The organism is Amycolatopsis sp. cg5 (assembly GCF_041346955.1).
Classification (GTDB): domain Bacteria; phylum Actinomycetota; class Actinomycetes; order Mycobacteriales; family Pseudonocardiaceae; genus Amycolatopsis.
The window spans coordinates 7,510,822-7,529,751 of sequence record NZ_CP166849.1; the positions used below are offsets into that span (position 1 = coordinate 7,510,822).

At 68.7% G+C, this 18,930-nt stretch carries 11 protein-coding genes and 1 pseudogene; 6 read left to right on the plus strand and 6 right to left on the minus strand.

Annotated features, from left to right (window positions below):
• Position 1: 1 nt before the first annotated feature.
• From AB5J62_RS33895 to gntD, 4 genes are read right to left on the minus strand one after another with little or no spacing between them, the layout of a single operon-like run.
• Complete coding sequence (locus tag AB5J62_RS33895; RefSeq protein WP_370944080.1) at positions 2 to 4,837, minus strand: amino acid adenylation domain-containing protein; 4,836 nt, start codon at positions 4,835 to 4,837, stop codon at positions 2 to 4.
• Positions 4,834 to 5,028, minus strand: coding sequence for an MbtH family NRPS accessory protein (locus AB5J62_RS33900; RefSeq protein WP_091289412.1), 195 nt, complete (start codon positions 5,026 to 5,028; stop codon positions 4,834 to 4,836). The genes AB5J62_RS33895 and AB5J62_RS33900 overlap by 4 nt, the downstream gene beginning before the upstream one ends.
• A gap of 1 nt (position 5,029) precedes the next feature.
• Positions 5,030 to 5,872 (minus strand): dimethylarginine dimethylaminohydrolase family protein, encoded by an 843-nt coding sequence (locus AB5J62_RS33905; RefSeq protein WP_370944081.1) that lies wholly within the window; start codon positions 5,870 to 5,872, stop codon positions 5,030 to 5,032.
• The gene (gntD, locus tag AB5J62_RS33910; RefSeq protein ID WP_370944082.1) at positions 5,869 to 6,876 is read right to left on the minus strand and encodes a guanitoxin biosynthesis L-enduracididine beta-hydroxylase GntD; all 1,008 of its coding nucleotides are present in this window, start codon (positions 6,874 to 6,876) and stop codon (positions 5,869 to 5,871) included. The genes AB5J62_RS33905 and gntD overlap by 4 nt, the downstream gene beginning before the upstream one ends.
• A 425-nt stretch (positions 6,877 to 7,301) precedes the next feature.
• On the opposite strand from gntD, the gene AB5J62_RS33915 reads away from it, so the two are divergent.
• A complete protein-coding gene (locus tag AB5J62_RS33915; RefSeq protein WP_370944083.1) occupies positions 7,302 to 8,561 on the plus strand; it encodes a DUF222 domain-containing protein in 1,260 nt (419 codons plus the stop codon).
• Positions 8,562 to 9,218: 657 nt separating this feature from the next.
• Here AB5J62_RS33915 and AB5J62_RS33920 read toward each other — a convergent pair.
• Positions 9,219 to 10,467: pseudogene (locus AB5J62_RS33920) on the minus strand (IS4 family transposase).
• A gap of 283 nt (positions 10,468 to 10,750) precedes the next feature.
• Here AB5J62_RS33920 and AB5J62_RS33925 point away from each other — a divergent pair.
• The 5 genes from AB5J62_RS33925 to AB5J62_RS33945 are packed head-to-tail and all read left to right on the plus strand — an operon-like array spanning position 10,751 to position 18,327.
• Complete coding sequence (locus AB5J62_RS33925; protein ID WP_370944084.1) at positions 10,751 to 12,994, plus strand: alpha/beta fold hydrolase; 2,244 nt, start codon at positions 10,751 to 10,753, stop codon at positions 12,992 to 12,994.
• The gene (locus AB5J62_RS33930) at positions 12,988 to 14,226 is read left to right on the plus strand and encodes an acetyl-CoA carboxylase biotin carboxylase subunit family protein (RefSeq protein WP_370944085.1); all 1,239 of its coding nucleotides are present in this window, start codon (positions 12,988 to 12,990) and stop codon (positions 14,224 to 14,226) included. The genes AB5J62_RS33925 and AB5J62_RS33930 overlap by 7 nt, the downstream gene beginning before the upstream one ends.
• A complete protein-coding gene (locus AB5J62_RS33935) occupies positions 14,226 to 15,881 on the plus strand; it encodes an AMP-binding protein (protein WP_370944086.1) in 1,656 nt (551 codons plus the stop codon). The genes AB5J62_RS33930 and AB5J62_RS33935 overlap by 1 nt, the downstream gene beginning before the upstream one ends.
• Positions 15,878 to 17,089 carry a cytochrome P450 gene (locus AB5J62_RS33940; RefSeq protein WP_370944087.1) on the plus strand — a complete coding sequence of 404 codons (1,212 nt, stop codon included), beginning with the start codon at positions 15,878 to 15,880 and terminating at the stop codon, positions 17,087 to 17,089. The genes AB5J62_RS33935 and AB5J62_RS33940 overlap by 4 nt, the downstream gene beginning before the upstream one ends.
• The gene (locus tag AB5J62_RS33945; protein WP_370944088.1) at positions 17,086 to 18,327 is read left to right on the plus strand and encodes an MFS transporter; all 1,242 of its coding nucleotides are present in this window, start codon (positions 17,086 to 17,088) and stop codon (positions 18,325 to 18,327) included. Before AB5J62_RS33940 ends, AB5J62_RS33945 begins: the two co-directional genes overlap by 4 nt.
• A gap of 68 nt (positions 18,328 to 18,395) precedes the next feature.
• Here AB5J62_RS33945 and AB5J62_RS33950 read toward each other — a convergent pair whose 3' ends face one another.
• Positions 18,396 to 18,908: an ArsR/SmtB family transcription factor gene (locus tag AB5J62_RS33950; protein WP_370944089.1), complete on the minus strand. Its 513-nt coding sequence runs from the start codon at positions 18,906 to 18,908 to the stop codon at positions 18,396 to 18,398.
• Positions 18,909 to 18,930 lie beyond the last annotated feature (22 nt).

The following is an 18,930-nucleotide window of genomic DNA, read 5'->3' on the forward strand; positions in this document are numbered from 1 at the left end:
CTCAGCCTTCTTCTGTCAGAGCCTGGAGCTCGGCGTCGGAGAGTTGCGCGATCTCGTCGCGGATCTTCTGCTCGATCAGCGCGGCCAGTTCGGCGATCGTCGGATGCTCGAACACCGCGCGCAGCGGGATCGACAGCGCGAACCCGGCTTCGATCCGCGACACCAGCTTCGCCGCGAGGATCGAGTTGCCGCCGAGGTGGAAGAAGTTCCGCTTGACGTCCACTTCGGATTCGAGTTCGAGCAGCTCGGTCCAGACACCGGCCAGGTGCTCTTCGAGCTCGTCACGCGGTCCCGTGTGGACGGTCCCGGCCTCCGGCGGTTTCGGCAGCGCCGCCCGGTCGACCTTGCCGTTGGCGTTCAACGGGATCCGCTCGATCACCACGAAGGAGGCCGGAACCTGATGGACCGGCAGCACCCGCACGCAGTGGTCGCGCAGGGCCTCCAGGTCGACGTCCGCGTCGGACGCCACGTAGGCGACCAGCCGCTTGGTGGCGCCGGCGCCCTCCGCGAGCACGAGCGCGTCGCGGATCTCGGGGCGCGCGGTCAGCGCGGCGACGATCTCCGCCGGTTCGATCCGGTACCCGCGCAGCTTGATCTGGTCGTCGTTGCGGCCGAGGAACTCGACGTGCCCGTCCGCGCGCAGCCGAGCCCGGTCGCCGGTGCGGTAGAGCCGCGCGCCGGGGGTGATCGAGAACGGGTCCGGCACGAAGCACCGGGCGGTGAGGCCTGGCTTGTTGAGGTAGCCGCGAGCGACACCCGCGCCGCCGACGTACAGCTCGCCGGGCACCCCCAGCGGAGCCGGGTTGCCGTGCTCGTCGAGCACGTACATCGTGGTGTTCGGGATCGGCCGTCCGATGGGGACGACCTCGCCGCGCTCGGCGCCGGTGATCGGGTACGTCGAGTTGGCCACCGAGATCTCGGTCGGGCCGTACTCGTTCAGCATCCGCGGCCCGTGCGGACCTGCCAGGTCGAGCCAGCGGTCGAGCACCGCCGCCGGGAACGAGTCCGCGCCGACCGCGAGCATGCTCGCGATGTTGGCCGCCTCGTCCGCGGAAAGCTGGTCGTACAACAGGTCCAGGTGCCCCGGCGTGAGCTTGATGAAGGTGAACGGCCCCGCCTCGGTGAGCAGCCTGCCCAGTTGCGTCGGCTCGAAGTCCGGCGGCAGCAGGTGCACCGGCTGGCCCATCACCAGCGCGGTGTAGAGGTCGGGCACGACCATGTCGTACGCGGTCGACGAGAACAGCGGCGTGCCGCCGGACCCGGTGCCCGCGTAGCCCTCGACCGTCCACATCAGATAGTTCTGCAGCCCGCGGTGGTCGACCAGCACGCCCTTGGGACGGCCGGTGGAGCCGGAGGTGTACATGACGTACGCCAGCGTGTCCAGGTCGGTGCGGCCCCACGGCAGCGGCGGCCTGGCTTCGAGACCGCGCCGGGTGGCGGGGTCGTCGAGGTACAGCGGCGTCGCGTCGGCGGTGGCCAGCGCGTCGGCGTGCTTTTCATGGGTGAGCACGTACTTCGCACCGGCGTCACCGACCACATAGGACAGCCGGTCGGCCGGGAAGGACGGGTCCAGCGGCACATACGCGGCACCGGCCTTCCAGATGCCCAGGAACGACACGACCAGGTCGACACTGCGGTCGAGGCAGACACCGACCACGGTCTCCGGTCCCGCGCCGAGCGCGACCAGTCCGGCGGCGAGCTGATTCGCCTGCTCGTCCAGCTCGGCGTAGGTCAGGGTCTGGCTGCCCGCGACGAGCGCGACCGCGTTCGGGGTCCTGGCGGCCTGCGCGGCGAACAGGTCGGGGATCGCGACCGGCGGCCGGGTGGCGTTGCGGTCGTTCCACGCGGTGAGCACGGTCGAGCGTTCGCGCGGCGGCAGGATCTCCAGGTCCGAGATCCTGCCGCCGGCCTGGGTGGCGATGCTGGAGAGCAGCTTGACGTAGTGCTCGGCGAACCGGTGCACGGTGACCGGGTCGAAGAGCGCGGTCGAGTACTCCAGCACCGCGGAGCATTGCCCGCTCGGCAGGATTTCGACGGTCAGGTTCAGCTCGGCCTTCGAGCCGCGCCACGCGTCGAGCAGCATCCAGACCTCGGACGGGTCCTCGGACGCGGCCGTCACACCCGAGTCGTGCAGGTCGAAAAGCACCTGTGCCAACGGGTTCCGCGACAGGTCGCGGTCCGGCAGCAGCTCGCCGACCAGTTTGTCGAACGGGACCTCCTGCGCGGCCTGTGCGTCGCGAGCGGTGTCGCGGACGCGGTCGACCAGTTCGAGGAACGTCGGGTCGCCGGTGGTGTCGCAGCGAAGCACGACCGTGTTGAGGAAGCAGCCGACGATGCCTGCGACCTCGTCACGCAGCCGCCCGGCGACCGGCGTGCCGACGGGGATGTCGGTCTGGCCGCTGTACCGGGAGAGCAGCGCGACGTAAGCCGCGAGCAGGGTCATGTACGGTGTCGCGCCACGCTGTTTGCCCAGGTTGAGCACGGCACGCGTGACGTGCGCGGGCACGCTGAAGCTGAACGCGGCGCCGCGCGGGTCGCGCACCGGCGGGTGCGGGCGGTCGGTCGGCAGGTCGAGCCTGGGCAGGTCGGCCAGGTGCGTCCGCCAGTAGTCGAGCTGGTCGTTGAGCGCGCCACTGGCCTCGCGTTCCCGTTGCCAGGCGGCGAAATCCGCGTACTGGACGGTCATCGGCGGCAGGTTCGGCTCGCGGCCTTCGCTGTGCGCGGCCCAGAGTTCGTCGAACTCGCGGCGCAGGTTGACCACCGACCAGCCGTCACACGCGATGTGGTGCACGGTGATGACCAGCAGCGGGCCCTGGCCGTCGCCCTCGGCGAGCAGCGCGCGCCAGACCGGGCCGCGCGTGAGGTCGAAACCGCGCGCGAAGTGGGCCGAGACGGCGGCGGCCTGCTCGTGCGGACGGGTCTTGACCAGGGTGAGGTCGATGTCCTGCTCTTCGTCGATCTGCTGCACCGGGCGGCCGTCGACCACCGGGTACCGCGTGCGCAGGATCTCGTGCCGGGCGGCCAGATCGGCCAGCACGGCGTTGACCTTGCGGCGGTTGGCGCTCGCGTCCAGCCGGATCGCGATCGGCATCGTGTACTCGGGGCTCGACGGGTTGAGCTGATCGAGGATCCAGAGTTGCTGCTGTGAAAAGGAAAGCGGCAGGTCACCGGTGCGCGCGACCGGCTTGATGGCCGTGCCGTCGTCGCCGATGAGCTTCGCCTGCGCGGCCGGGGTCGACGCGGTGAACAGCTGGCGCACCGGCAGCCGTCGCCCGGACAGCGCGCGGAGCTTCGCCGCGACCCGGATGAGCAGCAGCGAGTAGCCACCGAGCTGGAAGAAGTCGTCGTCGAGGCCGATGCGCTCGATGCCGAGCACCTCCGACCAGGCCTGCACGACGAGGTGCTCGAACGGCGTGCGCGGCGCGCGGTGCGGCGGGCGGCGGACGTCGTTGGTGAGCGCCAGCGCGGCCCGGTCGACCTTGCCGTTGCTCGTCAGCGGCAGCTCGTCGAGATGCTGGAACACCGACGGCAGGTAAGACTCGGGCAGCCGGTTGCGCAGGTATTTCCGCAGCGTGTCGGCGTCGGGGGTGCCGACGACGCTCGCGACGAGCCGGACGTTGCCGCCACCGTCGGCGACCGGGATGACGGCCGCCGCGCGGACGTCGGGGTGCCCGGCGAGCACGGCCTCGATCTCTTCCGGCTCCACGCGGACGCCGCTGATCTTGACCTGGTTGTCGACGCGTCCGACGAACTCGATGCCGCCGCCGGGAAGGACCCTGGCGAGGTCGCCGGTGCGGTACCAGCGTTCACCGTTCTCGGCAGGGATGAACTTCTCGGCGGTCAACGCGGGCGCGCCGAGGTAACCGCGGGCGAGCCCCGGTCCACCGAGGTGGATTTCGCCGATGCCACCGGATTTCACCGGCTCGCCGTCTTCTCCGAACACAGCGAGCTTGACGTTCTCCAGCGGCGCGCCGAGCGGCACCGCGCCCGAAGTGCCTCGGACGTAACGGTGCTCGGTCGCGCCGATCGCGCATTCGGCCGGGCCGTAGACGTTCCACACCTCGGTCTGGAAGACCTCGTAGGCGCGGTCGCAGACGTCGGCGTGCAGCGCCTCACCCGCGGAAGTCAGCCAGCGCAAGCGTTTCACGCCGGCGCTGCCCGGCTCGTCGAGCAGGACCCGCAGCATCGACGGGACCAGCTCGAGCGCGGTGATGCGCTCGTCGGTGAGCAGGCGGACCAGCGCGGCCGGGTCCTGCTCGGTGCCGTCCGGCGCGATCACCACGGTGCCGCCGGCGACCAGCATCACCAGCAGCTGGAAGACCGCGGGGTCGAAACCGACCCTGGTGGCCTGCAGCAGCCGGTCGCCGGGGCCGAGGTTGTGCCCGTGCACCGCCGCGAGCAGCCGGTTCGCCAGCCCGCGGTGCGTGTTGACGACGCCCTTGGGCGTGCCGGTCGAGCCGGAGGTGTAGACCACGTAGGCCGCGTTGTCGCCGCGGATGTCGCGGGCTGGCGGGGTGGCGGACCCGTCGGATTCGACGGTGGTGAGGGTGATGCTCGTGTTCGCGGCCATCGCCGCGCGGCGCTCGGCCGGGTAGCGGGGGTCGATCAGCACGAACGTGCCGCCTGCCTTGAGCACCGCCAGCATGGCGATCACCAGGTCCGCCGACCGGGGCAGGCAGATCGCGACCGCCTGCTCGGTGGCCAGGGTGAGCTCGTTCGCGAGCCGGTTGGCGCGCGTGTCGAGCTCGGCGTAGGTGAGGCTGTGCCGCTGGTCGGTCACCGCGGTGGCGTGCGGCGTTCTCGCCACCTGCTCCTCGAACAGGTCCGCCACGGTCATGGCTTCACACCCTGGTCCATCCGCTTGCGCAGGCTCAGCGGCCGCATGTCGGTCCAGACGGTCTCGATGTGCGCGAGGCACTCCTCTTTGCTGCCCTCGGTGCCCTCGCCGCGCCAGCCGGCGGGCAGGTCACGCGCGGCGGGCCAGATCGAGTACTGCTCTTCGTGGTTGAGCACGACGCGGTAAGACATTTCAAAGCTCCTTAGGGTTTTCGCCACAGAGGTCGAGGTCGAGGGTCATGCACCGGATCCCGCCGCCCGCCTTGATGAACTCGCCGACCGGGGAGATCAGCAGCTCGAAACCCCACGCTTCGAGCTGCTTGCCGACCCTGGCCGGGCAGTCGGACATCACGATGGTCTTGCCGATGACCACCGAGTTGACGCAGAACGTCATCGCCTCTTCGACGCTGACGACCAGCGGCTCCTCGATCAGGTCGTGCAACCGCTCGCGGCTGGCCTCGTCCCAGGCGTCCGGCGAGACGATCGCGCGCCGGTCGTCGAGTGGGCAGACCGACATGTCCAGGTGATAGAACCGCGGGTCGACGAGCTTGACCGGCACGACCTCGCGTCCGAACGCTTTCGCGAGGCCCTTGTGCGCTTCGCGCGTGGAGCGGACGCCGTAGCCGCCGAGCAGCTTGTCGCCGAACGCGAGCACGTCACCGCCTTCGAGGTAGGCGCCTTCGGGCCAGTCGTCGCTGGGGATCTCGGTCCATCCGTTGCGCGACAACCAGTCCGCGCCGTGCCGGGCTTCGCCGTGCCGGTCCATGGTGCTGAACCGCGAGATGAGGAACTTCCCGCCGCTGACGATCGCGGTGTCCGTCGGGAACACCATGTCCGGCCAGTCCGGATCGGACGGTGCACTGTGGACTGTCCCGCCAGCCTTCATCAGGTTCAGCGCGAGATCGTTCCACTCCTGCCGGGTCTTGTCCGGGTCCGGCTGGTCCTTTGTGGACATCCAGGGATTGATCTCGAAGGCGACCTTGAAGTGCTCGGGATCGCGAAGCAGGAACGGCCGGTTCGCCGCCTGGGGGATCACGCGAGCACCCGCGACTGCGAGCTGCTGCGGATCTGCCGCGACTTACGCAGATCCCGGGTGACCAGGACCTTCTTGAGCCAGCGGTCGGTACCGTCGTGACTGGCGACGAACGGGCGTCGGCCGTGCACGGCGCGGTAGTTGTCGATGAACCCGATCTCACCCGACTCCAGGATCAGATCGTCGAGCACCTCGTCCAGCGCGACGATCACGGACTTGAGCGCGCGGCTCGCGTCGGAGTCACCCTCGACGGCGTCCATGTAGTAGGGGTCGATCCGGAAGTACGGCTTGTCCCGGTCACCGAAGAGCACCGGTGACGGCTTGGTGTGCTCGGCGATGTCACTGACGCTGTTCATGCTCTTGACGCGCAGATGCTCGTCGTCCGGCCGGATCAGGAACCGCGACTCGAACAGGATGTCCGCGACCTCCCTGGGCAGCGTGATGGCCGCCGCGCTGGCGAAGGTGGTCGGCACCTTCGTGTGATTGCGCATCGCCATCAGGCACAGGTAGTCACACCGGTAAGGATGGAAGCCGTCCTCGGTGTGCCACTCCAGGTTCGCCGTGCTCCCATGCCCGCTCTGCGCGAACTCCTCCCCCTTGACCGGCAGCACATCATGGATGAGCCTGCCCGCCTGCAACGTCGACCACCCGAACGGCTCACCCAGCAAAGAAGCACAGAGCACGAAGAACGTCTCCTCGCGAACCGTGCTCCCGGGGTCGTCCTGCGCGGACCAGTGCGACGGCGTCGCCCCGATCCCCTCGTCGTCGACACGGAACCCACGGACCACGACGCCGGCATTGCGTTCACACAGCTGGAACTCCCGAAGGAATTCGACGAGACCGGAGGGCAGGTTCGCGGCCAAGGTGTTGGCCCGGAACAGGAATTCAGGATCATCCGCCGACGCATAGGTGGCCCGGACCTCATCGACCAGCCCGTCGATCGCGACCCGCTCGTCCTCGCTCAGTTCATACACGCCGACATCGGCGGGAAATTTCTTGACTCCCATGGCAATCCGTTTCCTCCATGTCCGATCGATGCCCCAAGACTCGCCCCACACCCCCGGTTCGCCAATCGGCCCCGCGACGGTTTTCACCCCCCACCTCCTCCCAGCGGCGGAGACACCGTGCCGTCCACGGCTCGCGCCGACGCCGTGCCGTCCGTCTGGGTACGCGTGCCGTCCCTCCAGGTACGCGTGCCGTCCGATCCGCTGCCTGGGCCGGGCGGGTTCTGGGGTCACTGCGGAAATATCCATACGGACCGAGGGCACCTTGGCTCGCTTGAGGCCTGGGCTCGCCGGATTTCCGCGGCCGGGCTCTACTGCCTGCCCAGGTTTCCGGGTCGGCTTGCCTCGGGAGTGGTTGTGCGGCAAGGGAAACAGAAAGGTTGAGTGGCTAGTGGCATGCGCCCCTTAACGCGAGTAAGGTGGAGTATGTGATCAGCACAGAACCCCCTGACCTCCAAGCGCTACCCGAGTGGTGGCGTCTCGAGGATGACGCGCTGCTGATGGCGTACGTAGCGCGGGAGAGGGAGAAACGCCGTTTAGACGCGGAGCAGGGTCAGATCCTGGCCGAGGTTGAATCGCGTGGTGTGCGGGATGTGTCCGGCTATGCGACGGTGGCGCAGATGCTGGTGGACTGGGTCCAGATCAAACCCGCGGAGGCGAAAGCCCGCGTGGAACGCGCTCGCGCCCTCAACCCCCGCCAGGATGGTGGCATGCGGATTCCTGCGTTGGCGCCTTATGCCGCGGCGGCGGCGTTGAGGGGTGATCTGGGTCCAGCACAGCTGGATCCGATCATCACCGCGTTGGCCGGACTACCCGCGTCGGTGTCGACAGAGGACCGAGAGACCGGGGAACACATCCTGGTCGATCTGGCTCGTACGGCTGGTCCGAGGGAGATCACCAAAGCCGCCGTCAATCTGCGGGATCGGCTTGATCCTGATGGGCGGGAGCCGAAAGATCCCGATCCGGTGGCGCCGCGGCGGGAGCTGGAGTTCGTGACCCACCGCGACGGCACCCACGGGCTGAAAGTGAAGACCGACGCGGACACCATCGCCCGGTTGAAAGCACTACTCGACCCCCTCGCCAAACCCCGCCCCGCGACCGAAGAGGAAGGCCGTGATACTCGCTCGCAGTGGCAACGGTGGGGAGACGCGTTCACCGAATTCGTCCAGATGGGCATGCCCAACCCGGAAATCCCTTCTCAGGCCGGGGACAGTGTGCATGTCGTGGTCACCATCAGCCTCGACGAACTGCGGTCCGGGATCGGGCAGGGCCGACTGGACTTGGTCGGCGACATCAGCGCGGCCGAGACCCGCCGCATGGCGTGTGACTGCAAAGTCATCCCCGTCACCCTCGGCGCCGACGGCCAACCCTTAGATGTCGGCCGCGAACAACGCCTCGCCACCCCAGCACAACGACGAGCACTGGCCATCCGCGACAGAGGCTGCACCTTCCCCGGCTGCGATGCCCCGCCACAGCAATGCACCGCCCATCACATCATTTTCTGGGCACACCACGGCGAAACGAAAATCGACAACCTCGTCCTACTCTGCAGCCGACACCACCGACTGATCCACCACAGCCAATGGGACGTCCGCATCGCCACCGACAACCACCCGGAATTCATTCCACCGGCGTTCATCGACCCGGCCCGAGCGCCTCGCCGCAACACCATGCACACCCGAGCCTGAATAGAGCCTCGGCCGCGACCATCGCCCCAGAGCAGGCCGACCTGCAAGCCCCGGCCGGGCCGTAGTCGTGAGTGTTCCCAACGGTTATTGAGCGGAAATTCAAAGGTGGCGTGTCTGGTGTGCTCGGCCGTGGCCGGGGTGGCTGGTGACTCAGGATCGTTCAGGGCGGGGTGAGTGCGGCTTGCGGTGTTGGACGACGCAAACCGCACTCACCCAGGTACAAGGCCCAGGTATGAGGGGAGCCTTCATCCACGGTCGGCTCGGGTGAGGGCCTACTTCACCCGAGCCGAGTGGGTCAGGGCCTCCCTCACCCACACATACGGTCGCACTAGGCCCCCACCCCACGGATCCGAGCGAACTAGGCCCTCACCCACCCCCGACCACGACCGGACACGCACGAGGCAGCCGAGAAGGGGGTCGTGAGTGTTTTCGCCGGTTAGAACCCAATGCCACGTAGCTTGAGTTGATCAGGCTGCGCGGGTGAGTCCGCGTAGCCTGATCGTGGGTGGGCTGGGGTGGCGGGTGCTGGCTGGTTCGGTGCGTTTCTTGGCGCGGTATGCGTTGTGGCGTAACCGTTTGACCGCGCGTGGGCATGTTCGGTGTCGGCGGGGCGGGAGGGGTTTGCCGGTGATGTCGGCCAGGATCGTGGGTAGTGCGTCAGTCCAGTCCGGAGGGGGAAAAACCCGCCGTGCCGGTGGCGGAACGACGGGCGATACGCAGGACACGGCTGTAGCTGATCCGGTCGGGGTCGAGATCTGCGGCCTCGGCCGCGCGGGCGATCAGGACACTCAGGGCGTAATGGACGGTCAGCCACGCCCAGATCTCCTGATGCACCAGCTCCGGAAGCCTCGATCGCAGGATCTTGCCCGGCCCTCGAAGATGGGTTTTGAGCTGGTCATTGGCGGTTTCCTCCTCCCAGCGCTGGTGATAAGCCGCGGCGAGTTCCTCGGCGGCCGCGTCGTCGGAGTCGGTGATGTTCGTGAGCAGCACGATCAGCTCACCGGTGCCGTTGCCCACGCGGTCGGGGATGTCGTATTCCACGACCCGGACCAGGTGTGCCTCCTCGGGGTGGATCTGGTCCCCGGCCATCGCAGCGTCGAGAATCTGACGACGACGGCCCGCTCCGCGGACCTTCGGGTTGATCAGAACCGTGAGATAAGACCCGTCGGACAGAACCCGCACCACCGGCAACGCCAGGTTCGCCGGTGCCCGCCACAACAACGCCGCACCCGTGCGTGAGGCGCTGTCCCACGCGTCCCAGCTATAGAAATTCCGGTCCGCGGTCAGCAGCTCATCAGCAAGCAGACGCGGATAGAGCTCCTGCGCCAAGGTTTGCTCCCCGTCGCATAGGCGCCGACGCGAGCGGCGAGGAACGCGTGCGTGCCGCATTCGGCCAGCGCCACCACCCGCGCTTTCGGAAAGGCCGAGCGGTGCTTGCCCGATCCGGCATACCCGAACTCTCCACATTGCCCGCGGTGTCGGGCAGGTCGACCTCGAACCCGTCGATCGCCAGCAACCGCCACCCCCGCAACCACGCGCCACGCGTGTCCGAGGTCGCCACCGCCTGCGCGACACCCTCGAACACCTGCTCCATCACCACCGGCCCCAACCGTTTACGAGCCTGAGTGATCCCACTGGCCGTCGGCACCGACCAGGACGCATCCCAGCACCCGAACCGCGACAACGACCCGGTCACCTTCGTCGCGACCTCCTCATAATCATCGTCGGGGAACAAGCACATCGCCATCGTCAGCACCGCCACCACACGCGGCGGCAGCTTCCCATCCGACCGCTTCGCCCCCACCCCGCACGCCGCGATCGCGGCGTCGATCACATCCCGATCCACCGCCGCCACCAGCACACCCAGCGACACCTGATCCGGGCTGGCCGTCACACCTGAACTCATAACCGACGATCAGACCAGCCCGCCCCAGACAACCCACACCGCCACGCCGCAAACCCACCACCACAAACAAGATCAACTTAAGCTACGTGGCATTGGGTTAGAACCGGCCGTACCACTCACGACCCCAACGGACCCAGGGCGGCTCGAGCGACCGCGAGCCGGCCGAAGCCGCAAAGGGATTTCTCCTACCCGAGGAGGAGGCGGGCCGCCAGAACCGTCGCCGGGCCGATTGCTGGGCCAGGGCGGGCCGGGAATCGTGGCGGTATCGAAGGTTGGAGGGCGTATGGAACTGCTGCCGTTCTGGGCGGGGCGGGGTGACCGGCCGCCGGTGTTCTGCCTGCCGCACGCGGGGGGCGGGGCGTCGGCGTACCGGAGCCTCGCGAAGGATCTTCGCCCCGAGGTCGATCTGCAGCCCGTGCAGCTGCCCGGCCGCGAGCACCTCGCGAACACGAACCCCGTCGATGACGTGGCGAAGCTCGTCGAACTCATCGGGACCGGCCTGGAACCCTTGCTGGACAAGCCTTTCGCGCTCATGGGGCACAGCATGGGCGCGCTGCTCGCCGCCGAACTGACGGCGTGGCTGGCGAGGAACGGCAAGCCGGCGCCCGAGCTGCTCGTCGTGTCCAGCTACTTCGGGGACTTTCGGCACAACCGGGTCGCGCATGTCCAGGAGAGCGATGAGGAGCTGCTCGACGAAATCGTCAAGCTCGGTGGCACGGCGCCGGAGATCCTCGAGCACCCCGAGATGCGCGAGATCGTGCTGGACGTCATGCGCAATGACATGCGGCTGGTGCGGAACTACCGCCCGACTTATGACCGGCTGGAGGTCCCGATCCTCGCCATTGGCGGGGACCAGGACCCTGAGGTCCCGCTGGACGGGCTGGCCGCGTGGCGGCTGCGGACCACCGGGCGCTGCGAGATCCACGTACTGCGGGGCGGGCATTTCGCCGCGCAGGAACATCCACGATTCGTCGCCGAGAAGGTGAGCACCGCCTTGACCGCACCCGAAGACATCCTGCTCGACATCCTGCGCACGCGCCTGGACGACGAGGACATCACGCTCGAGGACGACTTCTACGCCGCCGGCGGCGACTCCGTCATCGCGCTCGGTGTGATCGCCGACGCCAAGGAACGGGGCGTCAAGCTGGGCCTGCGTGACTTGCTGACCGCCGCGACCATCGGCGAGCTGGTGCCGTTGCTCGAAAAGGCCGAGCCCGAAGCGGAACACCCCGAGTTCGACGGGCTCACCGAAGCAGATCGCAAGCTGCTGCCCCAGAACATCGCCGACGCGTATCCGGCGTCGTCGCTGCAGGTCGGCCTCATCTACCTCTGTGAGCTGGCCGGCGACCCGAGCCTCTACAACGATCTCATCGGCATGCGGGTCAAGGCGCGCTTCGACCAGGCCAAGTTCCGGTCGGCCGTCAGCAACCTGATGCGCCGACACCCGGCGCTGCGCAGCTCGTTCGACCTGGCCAGCTTCTCGACCGCGACGCACCTCATCTGGCAGGACGCCGAGCCGCCCGTCGAAGTCCAGATCGGCGACGAGAAGTCGGCTGACGAGCTGGTGAAAGCCTGGCGTGACAAGCATTTGGCCACCGGGATCGACTGGGACTCCGCGCCCGCGTTCCGATGCCACGTGGTCGCGCTGCCCGACTCGTTCCGGCTCACCTTCGCGATCCACCACGCGATCATCGACGGCTGGAGCTTCGCCCGCCTGCTCGTCGAACTCCTGACCTTCTACGACGCCGAGCTCACCAATACCGAGGCTGTGCTCCCGCCCGTCCCGGCCGACGGCTACCGGAAGTTCGTCGCGCTCGAACGCCAGGCCATCGAGTCCGCGGAAGCGGCCGGGTTCTGGAAGGCCGAGGCCGACGTGCCGCCCCTTCTCCTGCCCGACCGGCCGATCGACGCGGCGCCGGACCCGACCCAGACCCGCCGTTTGCCGCTGGTCAAGCTCGATCGGCTGCGCAAGGCGGCCGAGGAGATCGGTGTTCCGCTGAAGAGCCTCTTCCTCGCGGTGCACGGTTACGCGCTCGCGCAGGCGACGGGCCGTCACCACGATGTCGTGACCGGTCTGGTCGTCAACGGCAGGCCGGAGCTGCCGGGCTCGGATCACCTCGTCGGCCTGTTCCTCAACACCGTCCCGCTGCGCCTGCGCACAACCGCGGGCACCTGGGCCGACCGCGCGCATCAGGCCTGGACGTCCGAGCAGAACCTGTTGGCGCACAGGCGTTTCCCGGTATCGGAGATCGAGCAGGCGCTCGGCCGCCCCGCGTTCGACGTGTCGTTCAACTTCACCCACTTCCATTCCTACCGCGATCTCGACGGGATCAAGCTCGAAGCCGACTCGTGGTGGGCCTACGACAAGGCGAGCTTCGCGCTCGGCGTCGACGTCATGATCGACTCGCCTGATCTCGGCACCGGCATCGTCATCGCCTACGACCCCGAGTTCATCGACGGCAAGCTGGTCGACGCCTACCTGCTCGCGCTCGAATCCGCGCTGCGGTCGGTGGTGTCGCCGTGTTAGCCATCGCGTACGAGCGCGGCGCGGCGTCGGGCGCCGAGGTCGCGACGGCGCTGGCCGCCGACACTCCGCTCGCGTTCCTGCTCCCCGCCTCCGACTACACCGCCTGGGTCAAGCCGGTGCTCGAAGAGCTCGGCACGGTCGTCCCGCTGACCGGCGGCGACGAGGACATCGACCGCGTCAAAGCCCTGTCCCCCGACGGGATCATGACGTTCAGCGAGTCGATGCTGCGTGACACGTCGAGACTCACGACCGCGCTCGGCCTGCCGGGGCATCGCCTCGAAACGACCCACATGCTGACCGACAAGCTCGCCCAGCGCCGCCGTCTGGCGGAAGCCGGGGTCGATTCGGTACGCCAGCACGTGATCGACACTCCCGCGGACTGGCCGGCGGCGACCAAGGCGATCGGCTATCCCGCGATCGTGAAACCCTTGTACGGCGGGGGAAGCCGCGACACCTACCACGTGCCGGACGCCGAAACGGCCCGGAAACTGGCCGAGACCTTGCCCGGCGGGATGGTGCTCGAGGAGTTCATCCAGGGCAGGCCGAGCCTGCCGTACGGCGACTACGTCTCGGTCGAAAGCCTGTGCTCCCCCGACGCCATCACGCATGTCGCGGTCACCGGCAAGTTCCCGCAGATGCCGCCGTTCCGCGAACTCGGCCACATCTGGCCCGCAGACCTGCCGTCCGACGAGCTGGCCGGGGTGTGCGAACTGGTGACGCGCGCGCTGCGTGCGCTCGGCGTCGACTTCGGCGTCGCGCACACCGAGGTCAAGATGACCGCGGACGGGCCGAGGATCATCGAGGTCAACGGCAGGCTCGGCGGGTACATCAACGAGCTGAGCCGACGCGCGGCCGGCCTCGACCTGGTGCGGATCGGCGGGCTGCTGGCGCTCGGCGAGCACGCCTGGTCCGAGCCGGTCGACCCGATCCGGGTGCACTTCCAGTACTGGGGCGCCGGGCCGACCGACCCGTGCGAGCTGGTCGCGACGCATGGCGTCAAGGCCGCGCGCCGCGTCAAGGGCATCACCGGCTACCGGCCGCTGATCCGCCCAGGGCAGCGGCTCGACGGCGGCGTGATGACCACGCAGATGCATCTGCTGTGCGGTGACACCGAGGATCACGTGGCGATGTTCGCCGCGCTGGACGAGGCGATCGCGCACCTGACCTACGAATTCCGTTTCGACGACGGCGAGACGGCCTTGCAGGCACCGCCGAGCACGTGGAGGACCTGATGTCCATTGTCGACCGTTTCCGCGCGAAGGCGGCGGAATTCCCTGACCGCACAGCCGTTCGCGACGGCGAGAGCACGCTGACCTATGCCGAGCTGGCCGACCGGGCGAACCGGATGGCGGCGTCTCTCGTGCGCGAGGGTGTGCGGCGCGGCGACGTCATCGGTGTCCACATGCGACGGTCAGCCGACGCGATCGTCGCGCTGCTGGGCATCCTCCAGGCGGGCGCGGCCTATCTCGCGCTGGACACCCGCTATCCCGACGAGCGCGTCAAGTTCATGCTGAGCGACGCCGGAGTCGACGTCGTGATCACCGAGGTCGGCAAACTCCTGCCCGGCGAAGCGGCCGTACACACCGACGGCGAAGACCTCGCCTACGTCGCGTACACCTCGGGTTCGACCGGCAAGCCCAAGGGCGTGATGGTCCCGCACCGCGGCGTCACGCGGCTCGTCATCGAACCCGATTTCGTCGACATCACCCCGGACGACGTGTTCCTCCAGCTCGCGCCGATCGCGTTCGACGCGTCGACGCTGGAGATCTGGGGCGCGCTGCTGAGCGGCGCGCAACTGGTCATCCCGCCCGCGGGCGACCTCTCGCTCAGCTCGCTGACCACGCACATCCGCGAGTCCGGGGTCACCGTGCTCTGGCTGACGGCCGGGTTGTTCCACCAGGTCGTCGACTTCGGCTTGGACGACCTCAAAGGCCTGCGCTACCTGCTCGCGGGCGGCGACGTGCTGTCCACGCCGCACGTCGCCAAGGCACTCGAAGCACTGCCTGAAACGGTGCTGGTCAACGGTTACGGCCCGACTGAGAACACGACTTTCACCTGCTGCCACCGGATCACCGCGGCGGACGGCCCGATTCCCATCGGCCGAGCCATCAACGGCACCACGGTGACCGTGCTCGACGAGCACCTCGAACCGTCGGACACCGGCGAGCTGTTCACCTCTGGAGACGGCCTCGCGCACGGCTACCTCGGCCGCCCCGCGCTGACCGCCGAGAAGTTCCTGCCCGCGCCCGGCGGCACGCGGATGTACCGCACCGGCGACCTCGTCCACAATGGACCGGAAATCGAGTTCGTCGGCCGTGCGGACCGCCAGGTCAAGATCCGCGGCTTCCGGATCGAACTCGGCGAGATCGAAGCCGCCGTCGCCGCGATACCCGAAGTCGCCCAGCACTGCCTGCTGATCAAGGACACCCCCGGCGGCAAGAGCATCCAGGCCGCGGTGGTGCTCGCGAGCGAGCTGTCCCTTTTGGACCTGCGCCGCACACTCGGCGAGACGCTGCCGTCGTACGCGGTGCCGTCGCTGGTGACCGTGGTCGACGCGCTGCCGCTGACCGTCAACGGCAAGGTCGACACCAAGGCGCTCGAAGCGAAGATCGGCACCGGCCGTCCCGACCTGATGTGCGACTACCGCGAACCATCCACCCCGGCCGAGAAGACGGTCGTCGAGCTGTGGTCGGACCACCTCGGCATCACCGGGATCGGCGCCGACGACGACTTCTTCGAGCTGGGCGGGCATTCGCTGCTCGGCGTGCGGATCATCGCCGACCTGCACCGCGAGTTCGGTGTCGAGGTCTCGCCGCGCACGTTCTACCTCAACCCAACGCCGGCGGGCATGGCCGAGGCCGTCACCCAAGAGGAGGCGGCGGCATGAGGATCACCAGCACCCCACGCGATGTCGACTTGTCCACAGTGGACTTGTTCGACCCGACGCTGTACTCGGACGGCGACCCGCACCCGATCTGGACGGTCATGCGCGAAACCGCGCCGCTGCACCGGCAGACGCTCAAAGACGGCCGCTCGTTCGCTTCGGTGACCAGGTACGCCGACGCCTGCAAGGTGCTCGGCGACTCGAAGGCGTTCACCTCCGAACGCGGCAGCCTGCTCGAACAGCTCGGCCACGGTGACGCGGCGGCGGGCCAGATGCTCGTCTCCACGGACGCGCCCCGGCACACCGCGCTGCGGCGGCCGTTGCAGAAGGCGATGACCCCGCGTGCGCTCGCCGCCTCGGCCGACCGCGTCCGCGCGGCGGCCAGGCGCGTCATCGAAACCACCGACGGCGACCTCGCGAAGACCGCGTTCGAGTTCCCGATGACGTTCACCGGCGCGCTGATGGGCCTGCCCGAGGCCGACTGGACCGACCTGGTGCAGTGGACCTCGATGGCCGCCGCACCGGACGACCCGGCGTTCCGCATCGGCAGCCGGGGCGCGACGCTCGCCATCGCGCACCACGAGCTGTTCTCGTATTTCGCCACCCAGGCCAAGGAACGGCCGCTCGGCGACGACTCGCTGCTCGACATCCTGTCCACAATGGACGCCGACGGCGCGCCGCTGATCGAGGCCGAGATCGTCTACAACTGCTACAGCCTGCTGCTCGGCGCCAACGCGACGACGCCGCACGCGTTCACCGGGACCGTGCTGGCGCTGCTCGATCACCCCGAGCAGCTCGAAGCCGCCCGCCGGGACCCGTCGCTGGTGGACTCGCTGGTCGAGGAGGGGCTGCGCTGGACGTCACCGGCGAACAGCTTCCTCCGGCACGCCGTCGACGACATCGAGCTGAGCGGTGGCGTGGTCAACGCCGGTGAGCCGGTCGCGGTCTGGGTCGGTTCCGCGAACCGCGACCCCGAGGTGTTCGAGTACCCGTTCCGCTTCGACATCCGGCGCACGCCCAACCGGCACATCACGTTCGGGTTCGGCCCGCACTACTGCCTCGGCGCGCATCTCGCCAGGATGGCGCTGCGTGCGCTGTTCACCGAGTTCCTCGAGACGGTCGAGCACATCGAGCTCGACGGGCCGGTCGGCCACACCCGGTCGAACTTCGTCGCCGGGATCAGCACCATGCCCGTCCGGATCAAGTCATGAGCGTCATCGAACGGGCACCGGCCCGGCGGCACACCCTGGTCGCGATGCTCGTCGCCAACGCGATCTCGGTCGCGGGCACCCGGCTCAGCGCGATCGCGATCCCCTGGCTGGTGCTGACCACCACCGGCTCGGCGGCGAAGACCGGCCTCGTGGTCGCGTTCGAGCTGACGCCGATGGTCATCGCCAAGGCGCTCGGCGGCCCGATCATCGACCGGGTCGGCGCGCGCAAGGTCAGCATCATGGCCGACATCGCCAGCGCGGGCACGGTGCTGCTGATCCCGCTGCTGCACGGCCTCGGCCTGCTCAGTTTCCCGTTGCTGCTGGGCTTGGTCGCCGTCGCGGGCGTCGCGCGGGGTCCCGGTGACACGTCGAAGGGCACGCTCGCGCCGGACATCGCGGACGCGACCGGGGTGTCGCTGGAACGCGTCACCGGCCTGATCAGCACGACCGAGCGCATCGCGATGATCGTCACCCCGGCGCTGGCCGGCGTGGTCATCGGCGCGATCGGCGCACCCAACGCGCTGATCCTGGACGCGGCCTCGTTCCTGCTGTGCGCCTTGGGCATCGCGATCTGGGCGCCACGCCACTCGCTCCCGGAGTCCACAGAGGACGATGGACCGTACCTTCGCCAACTGCTGGCGGGCTGGCGGTTCCTGTCGAGGGAACCGTTGATGCGGGCCATGGTCGCGATGCTGAGCATCACCAACCTGATCGACACGGCGTACAGCGCGGTGCTGCTGCCGGTGTGGATCCACGACAGTGGCTATGGCCCCGCCGAACTCGGGCTCATCGGCTCGGCCTTCGCGGTGACGGCCGCCGTCGCCGCGGCACTCGCGGCGGTCTTCGGCGAACGCCTGCCCCGCAGGCTCGTCTACCTGGCCGGATTCGTGCTCGCCGGCGTGCCACGCTTCGTCGTGATGGCACTGGGCGCGCCGATCTGGGTGGTCATCGGCATCGGCGTGCTGGGTGGTTTCGGCTCGGGCTTCATCAACCCGATCCTCAACGCCATCTTCGTCGAGCGGATCCCCCGCGACCTGCTCGGCCGCGTCGGCTCACTCGCGGAGTCGTTGTCCTGGGCCGGAATGCCGCTCGGCGGCGGCCTGGCAGGCGTCGCCATCGTCACCTTCGGCCTGGCACCCGCCCTCGTCACCGCGGGCGGTCTGTACCTGGTCGCCACGGTCATCCCCGGCCTGCTCCCCCAATGGAAAGACATGGACTCCCGCGCCAACCCGGGATAAAGCAGGCTTTACTCCCCGATGTTTAGCGGGCTTTATCCCCGGGAGTAAAGCCCGCTTTATCCCGGTCCTCAGAGGTCTTTGGGGCGGGACGCGAGGGACCAGAGGTAGCTCAACGGCTCGCCGTCGGTGTCGTCGGCGAACTCCGCGATCACCTCGCGGATGCGGCGGTTGAGGTCGTCGACCCGCTCGGGGCGCAGTCGCAGCACACCGCGGCTGACGCCCCGTCCGGCGTCCGGGCCCGCCGCGACCACCTCGGCGCGGTGCGCGCCCAGCATGGCGAGGTCGACCTGCTGGGACAGCCCCGGTTCGTCGGCGTCGAGAATGCTCAGTCCCCAGGTGCGCTGGGTCGCGCGATACGGCCGCTCCAGCGCGCCGCGCTCGCCGGTGCGTACCTCTTCCGCGGCCAGGAAACCCGTCTTGACCAGCGCGCGGACGTGCCGCAGCGTGGTCGCGGGCGATAGCTCCAGCCGCGCGGAGAGCTCCTGGTTGGTCAGCGCCCGGTCCAGGCACAGGCGCAGGATCCGCCAGCGGATCGGGTGGCCCAGAGCCTTGAGTTCTTCGGTCGTCGCGATGGCCTCCACGTGCCGAACACTACCTTGCGAT